8 protein-coding genes are annotated in these 13306 nt (G+C 70.2%); 2 read left to right on the top strand and 6 right to left on the bottom strand.

Going from position 1 to position 13306, the window contains the following annotated elements:
* Nucleotides 1-103 precede the first annotated feature (103 nt).
* From Q9K23_RS20415 to Q9K23_RS20390, 6 genes are all read right to left on the bottom strand, one after another.
* Nucleotides 104-2221 carry an ATP-dependent DNA helicase UvrD2 gene (locus Q9K23_RS20415; RefSeq protein WP_059038595.1) on the bottom strand — a complete coding sequence of 706 codons (2118 nt, stop codon included), beginning with the start codon at nucleotides 2219-2221 and terminating at the stop codon, nucleotides 104-106.
* 75 nt (nucleotides 2222-2296) lie between these two features.
* Nucleotides 2297-2551, bottom strand: coding sequence for a mycoredoxin (locus Q9K23_RS20410; RefSeq protein ID WP_174519072.1), 255 nt, complete (start codon nucleotides 2549-2551; stop codon nucleotides 2297-2299).
* A gap of 72 nt (nucleotides 2552-2623) precedes the next feature.
* Nucleotides 2624-3556 carry an NAD(+) diphosphatase gene (nudC, locus tag Q9K23_RS20405; protein ID WP_053778112.1) on the bottom strand — a complete coding sequence of 311 codons (933 nt, stop codon included), beginning with the start codon at nucleotides 3554-3556 and terminating at the stop codon, nucleotides 2624-2626.
* A 39-nt stretch (nucleotides 3557-3595) separates the two neighbouring features.
* Nucleotides 3596-4669, bottom strand: a complete 1074-nt coding sequence (locus Q9K23_RS20400) for a potassium channel family protein (protein ID WP_020791650.1) — start codon at nucleotides 4667-4669, stop codon at nucleotides 3596-3598.
* 58 nt (nucleotides 4670-4727) lie between these two features.
* Complete coding sequence (locus tag Q9K23_RS20395; protein WP_053778113.1) at nucleotides 4728-8144, bottom strand: UvrD-helicase domain-containing protein; 3417 nt, start codon at nucleotides 8142-8144, stop codon at nucleotides 4728-4730.
* Nucleotides 8137-11664, bottom strand: a complete 3528-nt coding sequence (locus tag Q9K23_RS20390; RefSeq protein ID WP_053778114.1) for an ATP-dependent DNA helicase — start codon at nucleotides 11662-11664, stop codon at nucleotides 8137-8139. The genes Q9K23_RS20395 and Q9K23_RS20390 overlap by 8 nt, the downstream gene beginning before the upstream one ends.
* 111 nt (nucleotides 11665-11775) lie before the next feature.
* Here Q9K23_RS20390 and Q9K23_RS20385 point away from each other — a divergent pair, with 111 nt between their 5' ends.
* The gene (locus Q9K23_RS20385; RefSeq protein ID WP_020793801.1) at nucleotides 11776-12570 is read left to right on the top strand and encodes an alpha/beta fold hydrolase; all 795 of its coding nucleotides are present in this window, start codon (nucleotides 11776-11778) and stop codon (nucleotides 12568-12570) included.
* On the top strand, nucleotides 12567-12875 hold the full coding sequence (locus tag Q9K23_RS20380; protein ID WP_053778115.1) for an MGMT family protein: 309 nt from the start codon (nucleotides 12567-12569) through the stop codon (nucleotides 12873-12875). Before Q9K23_RS20385 ends, Q9K23_RS20380 begins: the two co-directional genes overlap by 4 nt.
* Nucleotides 12876-13306 lie beyond the last annotated feature (431 nt).

Raw genomic sequence — 13306 nt, 5'->3', positions numbered from 1 at the left:
TCTCGTCTGCTTCTCATCCGCGGGGGCCGTGTGGCACACGTTCACCCAACCCCGTGGTCGACTGTGCGTCCCAGACTAAGCCCGCCCGCACAATCGGCACAACCTATTTTTGACCTGCGTTTTTGACGATGGAGATGACTTCCTCGCCGTACTCCTCGAGCTTGGCCGCCCCGATTCCCGGGATCGCGACGAGCCCGCGGGCGTCGGTGGGTCCCTGCTCGGCGATGGCGAGCAGGGTCTTGTCGGAGAACACGACGAACGCCGGAACACCCTTGCTCTGCGACCGTTCGCGCCGCCAGTCCTTGAGCGCGACCAGCAGATCCTCGTCCAGATTCGACGGGCAGGTGTCACACCGGCCGAGCAGGGTGGCGGTGGTTCCCGACAGCCGCGACCCGCACACCCGACAGGTGGGCCCGCGTTTGGGTTTGCGTTCGGAGCCGCCGCGCGCCGCCGGTGCGGGTTCGGGGGCCAGCCCCGACAGGAACCGGGAGCGGCGTCGGGCACGACCGCCCTCGTTGCGGGCCGTCGCCCAGGAGATCTGCAGGTGGACACGGGCGCGGGTGATGCCGACGTAGAACAGCCGGCGTTCCTCCTCGACCTGTTCCGGAGACCCCTTGATGGCCTGCGAGATCGGCAGTGAACCCTCGGTCAGACCCACCAGGAACACCGCATCCCACTCCAGACCCTTCGCCGCGTGCAGGGACGAGAGGGTGACTCCCTGCACGGTGGGTGGGTGCCGCGCCTCCGACCGGACCTGCAGCTCCCGAACCAGTTGCACGAGAGTCAGTTCCGGGTTCTCGGCGACCATGTCGTCGGTCAGCTCGACCAATGCCTGCAACGACTGCCACCGCGCCCGCGCCTGTGCACCCGACGGCTCCTCCTCGGTGAGCCCGAGTTCGACGAGGACCGCGCGCACCGCGGTCGGCACCTCGACACCGTCGCGCAGCCCGCGCTCGGCGACCTGGGCGAGCTGCCGCATCGCCTGCCGCACCTCGGTGCGGGTGAAGAATGCCTCACCGCCCCGCACCTGGTACGGGACACCGGCCTCGGTGAGCGCCTGCTCGTGATTCTCCGACTGCGCGTTGACGCGGTAGAGGATCGCGATCTCCGACGGTTCCACACCGCTGTTGACCAGCCGTTTGATCTGGGCGGCCACCAGACGGGCCTCCATCGGCTCGTCGTCGTACTCCTCGAAGGACGGCTCGGGGCCGTCGGGGCGCTGACCGATCAGCTCCAGGCGGGTGCCGGCGATCCGGCCCCGTGCCGCCCCGATCGCCCGGTTGGCCAGACTCACCACCTGCGGGGTGGACCGGTAGTCGCGGACCAGGCGGACCATGGTCGCCTCCGGGAAGCGCCGCGGGAAGTCCAGCAGGAAGTCGGCCTTGGCGCCGGTGAACGTGTAGATGGTCTGGTTGGCGTCCCCGACGACGGTGAGATCGTCGCGCTCGCCGAGCCAGGCGTTGAGCAGTCCCTGCTGCACCGGGGTGACGTCCTGGTACTCGTCCACCACGAAGCACCGGTACTGGGCACGGAACTCTTCTGCCACACCGGGATCCACATCGATCATCTGTGTCATGTAGATCAGCAGGTCGTCGAAGTCGAGCAGCCTGTCACCCTCCGGTGAGACCTTGCCGTCCTCGTAGGCGGCATAGACCTTGGCGATCTGTTCCGGCGCCGACGGCGTCTCGCGCATCAGTCGGGTGGCCGCGGCCACATAGCCCTCGGGGCCGATCACCGAGGCCTTGGCCCATTCGATCTCCGACAGCAGGTCGCGCACGGTGTCGGTGGAGGTGCTCAGCCCGGCGCGCCGGGCCGCACGGGCCATCAGCGGGAACTTGTTGGTGAGCAGTTCCCAGCTGCTGTTGCCGAACACCCGCGGCCAGAAGTAGCGCAGCTGCCGCAGCGAGGCGGCGTGGAAGGTCTGCGCCGACACCGACGGCCCGGTCGCGCCGATCCCCAGCGACCGCAGACGGGTGCGCATCTCCCCTGCCGCGCGGGCGGTGAAGGTCACCGCCAGCACCTGCCCCGGATTGACCTGTCCGGTGTCGATCAGGTGCGCGATACGACGGGTGATGGTGCGGGTCTTGCCGGTCCCGGCACCCGCGAGCACACACACCGGCCCACGTGGCGCGAGAACCGCCTCACGCTGTTCGGGGTCGAGTCCGTCGAGGATGCCGTCGGCCGCTGGTCGGGATCGGGTGGGGTTCGGGCGTTCGGACACGCAATCCACTATGTCAGCCGGTCCCGACAGGACACCGGGGTGGCCTGTCGGGCATCGGCGGGCTGTGGACAGAACTCACACGCCGAGCTTGGCCTTCACCTCGGCGATCGACGGGTTGGTCGCGGTGGAACCGTCGGCATACTGCACGGTGGGCACGACGTGGTTGCCGCCGTTGACGCTGCCGACGAACTCGGCGGCCTCCGGATGCGCCTCGATGTCGATCTCGTTCCACTCGATCCCGGCGCTGCGCAGGCCGGTCTTGAGCCGGGCGCAGTATCCGCACCAGCTGGTGGTGTACATGGTCAACAGGTCGGTCGCATTCTCACTCATGCGTCCCATAACACCACTCGACGGCCGGGTGTTCCGCGCAGGGTGAACCCCGGCCCGCGTTGGGCGTGGTGGTCAGCCGTTGGCCCAGGCGGTGATCAGCGAGCGCGCGATCGAGATCGACCCGGGCAGCAGCAGCCGCCGCCCGGAATCGCCCGGCACGTCACCGTTCGTCACGTCACCGCGCACCCATTCGTCCCCACCGGCCAGTGCCTCCCGCACCTCGTCGCGATGGAACCACAGCGCGTCGCCGATCTCGCCGTCGAGGAACTGCAGCGGCTCGTCGGGATCGGCGAGCGCGGCGAAGCCGAGCATCAGCGACCGCGGGAACGGCCACGGCTGGCTGCCGAGGTAGCGGGGCTCGCGCACGGTGATGCCCACCTCCTCGTGCACCTCGCGGATCACGCACTGCTCCAACGACTCCCCGGGTTCGACGAAACCTGCGAGGGTGGAGTACCAGCGTTCGGGCCAGGTGGCCTGACGCCCCAGCAGAATCCGGTCGCCGCCGTCGTGGACGACGGTGATGATCGCCGGGTCGGTGCGCGGGAACTCGTCACGGCCGGTGTCGATGTGGCGTCGCACCCAGCCGCCCCGCGCCGGACGGGTGGGGCCACCGTCGACCGGTGAGAAGCGGGAAGTGGCGTGCCAGTTCAGGATTCCGAGCGCGGTGGCCAGCAGACCGGCCTCATCCGGGGTCAGCCGGGTGGCGCCGCGTCGAGCGTCGGCGCTGCGGCCGGTGACCTCGTCGACGCGTCGGGTCCACAGATCGGTGTCGATGTGGGCGAGGAACACCGCGTCCTCGGGCGGGGCGTCGGCGATGTCGGTCGCCGGTGCCCACGCCAGCGAACCGTCCTCGTTGATCGGGTAGCGTCCGGCACCGTCGATGTCGAGGACCCGGGCGGTCGACCAGCCCGACACCATCCGGCCGGGGTCGTCGCGGATCTCGTCGGCACGGTCGTAGGAGGCGCGGGACAACAGCGGCGGCTGATCGAAGACGAAGGAACCCATGTGATGTGTTCTACCCTGTCGCCGATCCCCGCGGAACCTCTACTCCGACGAGCCCTTGCGGACATACAGCAGGCGGTCGCCCACCTCGATCTGTTCCACCGCACTGTCGTCGACACGGTGCAGCACCCCTGCGCGGACCACGCCGAGGACGATGTCGCGGGTGTGTGCCGGTGACCCGCCGGTCTCGGTGGGATCGACCTCGCGCTCGGCGATCGCATACCCGGCATCCGGGGTGAGGAGGTCCTCGATCACCTCCACCACCGACGGTGTCATGGTCGCGATACCCAGGAGGCGGCCTGCGGTCTCCGACGACACCACCACCGAGTTGGCGCCGGACTGGCGCATCAGGTGGGTGTTCTCCGACTCGCGGATCGACGCGACGATCTTGGCCGTCGAGTTCAGTTCGCGGGCGGTGAGGGTGGCCAGCACGGCGGTGTCGTCACGGTTGGCGGCCACCACGATGCTGGCCGCATGGGCCACGCCGGCCAGCCGCAGCACGTCGGATTTGGTGGCGTCGCCGCGGACGGTCACCAGGCCGTCGGACTCGGCCGCCTCGAGCACCGCCGGATTGGAGTCGACGATGACGATGTCGGCGGGCTTGATGCCGTCACCGATCATCGCGTCCACCGCGGTGCGGCCCTTGGTGCCGTACCCGATGACCACAGTGTGATTGCGCAAGCCGTTCCTCCAGCGTTGGATCTTGAGCGCCTGCCGCGACCGTTCGGTGAGCACCTCGAGGGTGGTACCGATCAACACGATCAGGAACAGGACGCGCAGCGGGGTGATGATCAGCAGGTTCATCAGCCGGGCCGATGGGCTGACCGGCGTGATGTCACCGTAGCCGGTGGTCGAGAGGGTGACCGCCGAGTAGTAGAGCGAGTCGAGGAACGACAGCTGATCGCCCTGGACGTCGCGGTAGCCACCACGATCGAGGAAGACGACGACCGCGGTGAAGAACAGTGCGACGACGGCGAAGATCACCCGGCGGCCGATCGCCCGGCCCGGGCTCTGCCGCAGCTCCGGGATCCGGATGACCCCGACGAGCGCGTAGTCGGGGCCCTCGGAGAGGTCGTCCCGGCGCAGCCGTCGGCGTATCGCACCGCGAGATCTCATCGGGGGTACCGCCGTCGCTTCACAACCTGGAATCTAACGCATCCGCGGCGGTCACAACTCATCTGGACAGCAGCGCGGCGAGTGCGGCCTTGTCGGGCAGGTTCTCGGGTGCCAGGGTGTGTCCGGATCGGACGTAGTGGAAGGCCGCCGACACCTTCTCGATCGGCACCCCGGACAGCTGCGCCCACGCCACCCGGTAGGCGGCCAGCTGGATGAACAGCGAGGACCGGTCGGATTCCTCGGGGACCGCACCGGTCTTCCAGTCCACCACCAGCCATGATCCGTCGGCCTCGGCGAACACCGCATCGATCCGGCCGCGGATCACGGTGTCGCCGATGACGGTCTCGAACGGCACCTCCACCTCACTGGGTGCGCGATTGGCCCACCCCGAGGCCAGGAATGCCTCCCGCAGCATCTCGAGGTCGGCGTCGGGGGCGGCGTTCTCGTCGGCGGCACCGGGCAACTCGTCCACGTCGAGGAGCCGGGTGGCACCGAACCATCGCTCGACCCACGCGTGGAATGCGGTGCCGCGCCGAGCGATCGGATTCGGCCGATACGGGGTGGGGCGGCGCAGCCGGCGGGCGAACTCACGCTCGTCGGTGTCGAGGTCGACGAGCTGACTGACCGACAGATGCGACGGCAGCGCGACGTCGACGACGGCCTGGTTGCCACGCCGATGTTCCTCGAGGAGCACTTCGACCTCGGCACGCCATGCCTCGATCTCGGGGTCGGAGTCGGTTGCGTCGGTGGCCGATTCGTCGGTTGTGCCCGTGTCCGGGCCGTCGAAGAGGGCGTCGTCGAACAGTGCGGGTGCATCGCGCCCGGCAAGGGCGTCGAGGACGAGCGCCGCGGCGGCCTCCACCGGTGCGCGGCGCTCCGCGAGGCGGTCCGCGGGCCACGGGCTACGGCTGTCGAGCTCGGCCAGCGGGTTCTCGGCGCCGTCGGCCGGATCCTGCGCGAACACGTCGATGGACAGGCCGTCGGCGTGGTCGTCGGCGTCGATGGCCGCCCCGACGATGCCGAGCAGTTCGTTGAAGAACGGTGAACCGCCGCGCGGGGAGTCGCCGTTCTCCGACCAGTGATGCGCCGACACCAGCAGATCGTGGCGCGCGCGGGTGATCGCGACGTAGAGCAGACGGCGGTCCTCTTCCAGGCGCCGCTCGCCGATCGCCTCCTTGTGTTCGGTGAGGGCGTCCTCGAACTCCTTGCGGTCGCCCACGTGGCACAGTTGCAGGACCGGGAAACCCTCCGACACCCCGGATCCGCCGGGGTCGGCGAGATCGCCGCGCAGCGGGCCGGGCAGTTCGCGGGCGCTGCGCAGCCAGGTGGTGTCGGCCTTGCCGCTCGGGAAGATCCCGTCGCACAGGTGCGGGATCACCACCACATCCCATTCGAGGCCCTTCGCGGCGTGCACGGTGAGGATCTGCACGCGCTGTTCGGCCACCTCGACGCGGCCGGGTTCGAGGCCCTTCTCGATGGATTCGGCGGTGTCCAGGAAGGCCAGCAGGCCCGGCAGGTTCGCGCCGGGCCGATCGGCGTAGCGGGTGACGTAGTCGGCGAAGGCGTCGAGGTGTTCGCGCCCGGTGATCGCCCCGCGCATCCGGCGGGCCCGGATCTGGGCCTCGATCCCGACACCGATGGTGTGCTCGACGTCGGCGACGAGTTCGGGCAGCGGTTGCCCGATGCGCCGGCGCAATGCCTCCAGCTGCGCACCGAATGCCTTGATCCGGGCGAATCCCTCGGGGCTGTAGGCCTCCGGATCGCCCGGGTCGACCACGGCGTCGGCGATCCCGGCACGGTCGACGATCTCGGTGGGCAGCACCGCGTCGAGCGCATCGTCGAGTTCGGCGCGGCTGGTCACCACTCCCCCGGCGGGGATCTGACCGGCGGCCAGCGCGGTGGCACGGCGCCACAGGGCGACCAGGTCGCGGGCGCCGAGCTGCCAGCGGGCGCCGGTGAGCAGCCGCATGGCGGCGGTGCCGGCCATCGGGTCGGCCATCAGGCGCAGCGTGGCGACGATGTCCTCCACCTCGGGCACGTGCAGCAGACCACCGATGCCGACCACCTCCGCGGGGATGCCGCGGCTCTCCAGCTCGGCGGCGAGCGGTGCCGAATCCTCGTTGCGGCGCACCAGGATCGCCACGGTCGGCGGCCCCGACCCGTCGTCGTGATAGCGCGCCGAGACCTGGTCGGCGATCCAGGTGCGCTCGTCGACGACGGTCTCGGTGAGTGCCAGGGTGACCGTGCCGGTGGGGGCGTCGGGGCGGGGGCGCAGCACGCTGACCGGTACACCGCGGCGGCGCAGTTCCTCGCTCGTCTCGTTGGCCAGCCGCAGGGTCTGCACCGGGTTGCGCCAGCTGGTGAGCAGTTCGCGGCGCGGGGCGGGCGATCCGTCGGGCAGCGCGAAGTCGGTGGCGAAGCGCGGCAGGTTGGCCGCCGACGCCCCGCGCCACCCGTAGATGGACTGGATCGGGTCGCCGACGGCGGTCACCGCCACGGTGCCCCCACCGTGGCCGGCACCTCCGTGACCGGCACCCCCGTGACCGCGACCGAACAACGCCGACAACAACACCCGCTGCGAGTGTCCGGTGTCCTGGTACTCGTCGAGGAGCACCGCACCGAAGGCCTCGCGTTGGGCGGCGACCACTTCCGGATGTCCGGCCACGAGCCGTGCCGCCAGCGACATCTGGCTGCCGAAGTCCAGCACCGCCTGATCGCGCATGGTCTGCATGAGGGTGGCGACCAGCGGAAGGAGTTGTCGCCGTTCGGCTATCACCTCTTGGACGGTACGCAGCGCGGCATTGGGTCCGCCGCGCTGTCGCGGGCCCTTGGGCAGGTCGTCGACCATCCGGTAGAGGTCGTCGCCCCAGCGCGAGAGGGTGTCGAGATCGACGAGGTGTTCGCTCATCTCGCCGTAGATCCGCAGCACCGACTCGGTGACGGTGGCCGGGGTCTTGGTGGTGGTGAGCTCGCCGGTCCAGTTGGAGACGATGGTGAAGGCCATCTGCCACAGTTCGGTCTCCGAGAGCAGGGTGGCGGCGGGTTCGACCGGCAGCAGCAGGCCGTAGTCGGCGATCAGCCGGCCGGCGTAGGCGTGGTAGGTGCTGACCTCGGGGTCGCCGGAACGGAGTCGGGCGGCGAGGGTTCCGTCCGGATCCCAGTTGATCAGGGCGGGCGAACCGGCCAGCATCGACAGGCGGCGGCGGATGCGGGCACCGAGCTCGCTGGCGGCCTTGCGGGTGAAGGTGAGGCCCAGGATCTCGTCGGGGGCGACGATCTGGTTGGCCACCAGCCACACCACCCGCGAGGCCATCGTCTCGGTCTTGCCCGCACCGGCACCGGCGACGACGAGCATCGGTTCCTGCGGTGCCTCGATCACCTCGATCTGTTCCGGTGTCGGCGAGGGCAGGCCGAGCGCCGCGGCCAGCGAGGTCGCCGAGACACGGTGCCGTGTGGCCGATCTGGTGTCAGTCATCGGTGACCGCCTTTCCGCGCAGCTGGGCCGGACAGCTGGTGGCCAGGCCGCAGTGCGCGCATCCCGGGTTGGGGGTGGCCTCGAAGACCGGACCGATGCCTGCGCGGGCCGCCTTGCGCACCACCGCAACCCACTCGTCGAGCAGCTCGGGTGTGAGTGGCGGCTGATCACGTTCGGTGGCGCCGGTCGAGCGGTGCGCCGCGGAGACGTAGACGAGCCGACCACCACCGGGTTCGACCTTCTTGCCCGGGAATTCACGCGCACCACCGTGTGCGAGGGCCACCTGGTAGGCGGCGATCTGCGCGTGGTCTCGTGCGTCGGCCTTGCTGACGGCGGTCTTGGCGGTCTTGACGTCCACCACCACCGGACGTCCGGCGGAGTCGCGTTCGAGCCGGTCGACCCGTCCTTTCAACCGGACCGGGAGGTCGGTTCCGTCGTCGGCCGGGATCGCGCCGTCGGCGAGTGGGCGGTCGGCCGGGATGGTCGCGTCGATCACCGACTCGACGGCCACCTCGTCGAGGTCGTCTCGCGAGATACGCAGCCAGTCACGGAAGTTCACCAGCATCGACTCGGCACGTTCGAGTTCGCGGGCGGAATACCAGACCGCTCCGGTGTCGACGCGGTCCCAGATGCCACGCAGTGCTGCGGTCACCTCTGCGGGGTCGATCTCTCCGGCCACCGCCTGCACAAGGGTGTGCACCAGGCTGCCGGTGAGTGCGGGTGCGCCGTCGCCGTCACGGCCACCGGCGCGTTCGAGGACCCATCGCAGCGAACACCGTGAGAGCTGGTCGACATTCGACGGCGACAGCACCACCGGCCCCGACTCGGGATTCCACAGCGGTTCGGCGGTACTCGGCCGCGCCAGCGCGAACCAGTCCCGCGGATGCGCTCCGGGAATATCCGAATCGGCCAGTTGCGCAAGCAGTTCGGCGGCAGAACGGGTCCGCTCGTCGGGTTCGGCGCCGGGGCTTCCGGGATCGGTGACCCCGGCGACCACCACGGCCCGCAGGGTCGCGACGAGCGACGGCAACGAGAGCACACGGTCGACGCCGGGATCGATCGGCAGATCGGTGTCCGGGTTGGTGTCGAGGGACTCGTCGTCGGCGTAGCCGTCTCCCAGGGGATTCGCACCGGCGCCGGGGGTGTCGGTGTCGCGCCGGGGATCGGCCCGCAGCGCATCGGCGATCTCGACGACGAACCGCGACGGCGACGACTCACCGCCCCCGTCCTCGACCGCGGTGATCAGCAGCCGGCGTCGGGCCCGGGTGCAGGCCACCAACAGCAGGCGACGTTCGTCGGCCAGCGCGACGGCCCCGCGGGCGACCGTCTCCACGGCGTCCGGCGCGATGCCGTCGAGCAGGTCGACGAGTTGGGCGGTGGCCAGCACACTTCCGCGGCTGCGCAGGGAGGGCCACAGTCCGTCGAGCACTCCGGCGACGGCGACCACCTCCCATTCGCGCCCGGCGGCGGCGTGCGCGGAGAGCACCGTCACCGATTCGGCAGCGGCCACCGCGGCGCGGCTGTCGCGCGGGATCTGCAGCTGGGTGAGGTAGTGGACGAAGCCGGCCGGCCCGGCCGCCGGCAGGGTGTCGGCGAAGTTGGCCGCCGACTCGAACATCGCCATCATCGCGTCGAGGTCGCGGTCGGCCTGCTCGCCGCCGGGGCCGCCGCGGATGGCCGCCGACACCCAGCGGCGTTCCAGGCCGGTGGCCTGCCACGCCGACCACAGCGTCTCCTCCACGCCGCGTCCGGCGGTGTGTGCGCGGGCCGCGGCGCCGATCACCTCGAGCACTCGACCCAGCGGTGCCCCTTCGTGGTCGGTGACCGCACGCAGGTACTCGGCACCGAGTGTCGGGTCGAGGATCGCGAGCCGCAGCGAGATCAGTGAGTCCCGGTCGGCGCGTTCTTCTCCCACCTTCTCGTCATGTCGACGCACCCCGCGCCGCAGCCGGCGCATCGAGCCGGGGTCGGCCATGCCGACGGGCCCGGTGAGCAGGGCGACGGTGTCGTCGATGGAGAACTCCTCCTCGGTCACCGTCTCCTGGTCACGCGCGGCCACGGCCCGCAGCACCGTCATCAGTGCGGCCACCGCACGCTGCCGGTGCAGGGGCAGATCGGTGGTCGGGGTGTTCAGCGGTACTCCGGCGGACCGGAATGCGCGGCGCAGCGCGGGCAGTGCGAGGTGCGCCGACCGCACGATCACCGCCATCTTCGACCACGGCACGCCCTCGAACAGGTGCGCGCGACGCAGCAGGTCGGCCACGGCCGTGGCCTCCTTGGCCGCCGAGCTGAACACCCGTACCGATGCGCCACCGGGTTCGTCGTTCTCGCCGTCGGGGACCACCGGGAAACCGTGGGGTCGGGCACCGGGCAGCCGGGCGGTCAGTGCGCGGCCGACCACTGCGATCTGCCGATGATGGCGGAAGTCGTGGTCGAGCCGGATGTCGTGGTCGGAGCCCGCCTCGGCCAGCTCGTCGGCGAATCGTGGACTCGCCCCGCGGAATCCGAACACCGACTGGTCGGTGTCGGCGGCGATGATCGTCGAGTCGGTCCCGGTACCGACGAGCCGGATCAGGTGGGCGGCTTGCGGATCGAGGTGCTGTGCGTCGTCGACGATGAGGTGACGGATGCGACGACGCTGCGCGGCAAGCAGTTCCGGGTCGGTCGCGAATGCCGACAATGCCGATCCGACCAGTTCGGCGGCGTCCACGGCCGGTGCGGATGCGCCGGGGGTCTCCGAACCGACGGCCCCTCGCAGTAACACGTTCTGCTCGTACTGGGCGTACGCATGCCCGGCCGCCACCCACTCCGGACGCCGGTGCTTGCGTCCCAGGGCCGACAGTTCTTCGGGCCCCACGCCGCGCTCGGCGGCACGCATCATCAAGTCCCGCAATGCTTGCGCGAAACCGTCGGTGATCAGCGCCGGACGTAGGTGGGCGGGCCAGTACTCGGCGCCGTCCTCGACGTCACCGGCGAGCAGCTCGCGGAGCACCACGTCCTGCTCGGAACCGGTGATCAGTCGCGGCGGCGGATTGTTGTGCGCCTGGGCCTGCAGCCGCAGGATCGCGAACGCATACGAGTGCACGGTACGCACCAGCGGTTCGCGCAGAGCGCCGCCGAGCGCGAGCCCGTCCGACGACGCGGCGAGCACGCGCCGGGTGATCTCCTCGCGCAGCCGCACCGCGGCCTTGCGATCGGATGCGAGGACCAGCACCGATTCCGGGTCGGTCCCGGCCCGGGTGAGGCGGGCCACGGCGGCATCGACGACGAGCGCCGTCTTGCCCGACCCCGGGCCACCGTGCACGCGGTACGGCTGCCACGCACCGGCGCGATCGGTCTTCGGGTCGTCGCCGTCGATCATGCGCTGCACCTGCGGGGGCCAGCTGCGGTCGGCGGTCGCGGCATCGGAGTGACCGACCAGGTGCGCCCGCAACGCGGTGCCGGCACCCTTGGCACCCGGCCGGCCCGACCGTGCGGAACCGGCCTTCGCGGTAGGGGCTGAAGAACGCGAGCGGGCCATGCAACCATGCAATCACGTGGCACCGACACTCTTGCGCCGGCCGGGTCGGGCGGTCGGGAGAACCGTCTGTCCCGGTCCGCCGTCGAGCCCCTCGCGTGGCAGGATGGATCGGTGAGCACTCTGCACTCGCTGACCTTCGGACCGCCACCCGAGCAGGCGTCGGCGACCGTCCTGGCCCTGCACGGTCTGACCGGCCATGCCCGGCGCTGGGAGTCGATGTCGGCGATCTACCTGCACGACATGCATGTGGTGGCACCGGATCTGATCGGCCACGGCCGCTCCCCGTGGCGCCCGCCGTGGGCGATCGAGAACCATGTGCGTGCGTTGTCGGAGCTGGTGGACGCGACCATCCCGGTCTCGGCGCAACCGGTGGTGCTCGTCGGGCATTCGTTCGGTGGCACGCTCGCCATCCACCTGGCCAATCACCGCCCCGAGGTGTTCAAGGGTCTTGTCCTACTCGACCCGGCCCAGGGACTCGACCCCGAGTTCGCACTGACGGTCGCCACCGACAGCCTCGATCACTGGGACTATGCCGACGCCGACGCCGCCCGTGCGGCGAAGCGCGCGGAGGGGTGGGCAGCGGTACCTGACGCGATACTCGAGGCCGAGATCGCCGAGCATCTCACCGCGCGTCCGCACGGCCGGGTCGGCTGGCGGGTGAGTGCGCCGATGGCCGCTGCCTCCTGGAGTGAGATGAGCCGTCCGGCGGTGCTGCCGCCCCCGGGGTTGCCGACTCATGTGGTCGTGGCCGACCGCGTCGACCCACCGTTCGTGCGGCCGGGATTCCTCGACGCATGCGCCACCGAACGACCCGAGTCCGTCCACGTCCATCACGCCGACTGTGAACACATGGTTCCGTTCCTGGAACCGGAGCTGTGCGCAGAACTGGTCCGTTCGCTGGCATGAGTTCGGTCACCGACGCCGATGTGGAGCGGGTGCGGGCACTGGTGGCCGCGATCCCCGTCGGCCAGGTGAGTACCTATGGGGATCTCGCTGCTGCAGCCGATCTTTCGTCCCCACGAGTCGTCGGCTGGATCATGCGGACGGACAGCGCCGACCTGCCCTGGCATCGGGTGATATCGGCGAGTGGCAAACCCGCCCCGCACCTCGCCCACCGCCAGCTCGATCGACTTCGGGAGGAGGGCGTGCCCGTTCGTGACGGCAAGGTGATCCTCCGTGAGTGCCGGTGGGAGATCCCGTCGGCCACCTGAGAACCACTCCGTTCGAGGTGACCACCGACAACGTCGACTGACCAGGTTTCGACACGGGTCCTCGCGATGCTCGGTCCCGGCTCAACCACCAAACCCCCACCCACCGAATCTGGTTGCAACCATTGATGGTTGAGCCGACGAGGAGCGCAGCGAGGACACCACCCACTTCGAGGTGGTCACCGACACCGTCAACTCACCCAGGTTTCGACACGGGTCCTCGCTACGCTCGGTCCCGGCTCAACCACCAAACCCCCACCCACCGAATCTGGTTGCAACCATTGATGGTTGAGCCGACGAGGAGCGCAGCGAGGACACCACCCACTTCGAGGTGGTCACCGACACCGTCAACTCACCCAGGTTTCGACACGGGTCCTCGCTACGCTCGGTCCCGGCTCAACCACCAACTTCCGTTGCAACCATTGATGGTTGAG

Origin of the sequence: Gordonia sp. NB41Y (assembly GCF_030718915.1) — a bacterium.
GTDB lineage: Bacteria > Actinomycetota > Actinomycetes > Mycobacteriales > Mycobacteriaceae > Gordonia > Gordonia desulfuricans.
Note: the sequence above shows the minus strand (reverse complement) of the source record. Positions and strands in the feature narration are given on the sequence as shown.

Bases quoted from the DNA above. Each gene is read 5' to 3' on its own strand.
- Q9K23_RS20400 (WP_020791650.1), bottom strand. From the start codon at position 4,669: ATGAGATCTCGCGGTGCGATACGCCGACGGCTGCGCCGGGACGACCTC.
- Q9K23_RS20410 (WP_174519072.1), bottom strand. From the start codon at position 2,551: ATGAGTGAGAATGCGACCGACCTGTTGACCATGTACACCACCAGCTGG.
- Q9K23_RS20395 (WP_053778113.1), bottom strand. From the start codon at position 8,144: ATGACTGACACCAGATCGGCCACACGGCACCGTGTCTCGGCGACCTCG.
- Q9K23_RS20380 (WP_053778115.1), top strand. From the start codon at position 12,567: ATGAGTTCGGTCACCGACGCCGATGTGGAGCGGGTGCGGGCACTGGTG.
- Q9K23_RS20390 (WP_053778114.1), bottom strand. From the start codon at position 11,664: ATGGCCCGCTCGCGTTCTTCAGCCCCTACCGCGAAGGCCGGTTCCGCA.
- nudC (WP_053778112.1), bottom strand. From the start codon at position 3,556: ATGGGTTCCTTCGTCTTCGATCAGCCGCCGCTGTTGTCCCGCGCCTCC.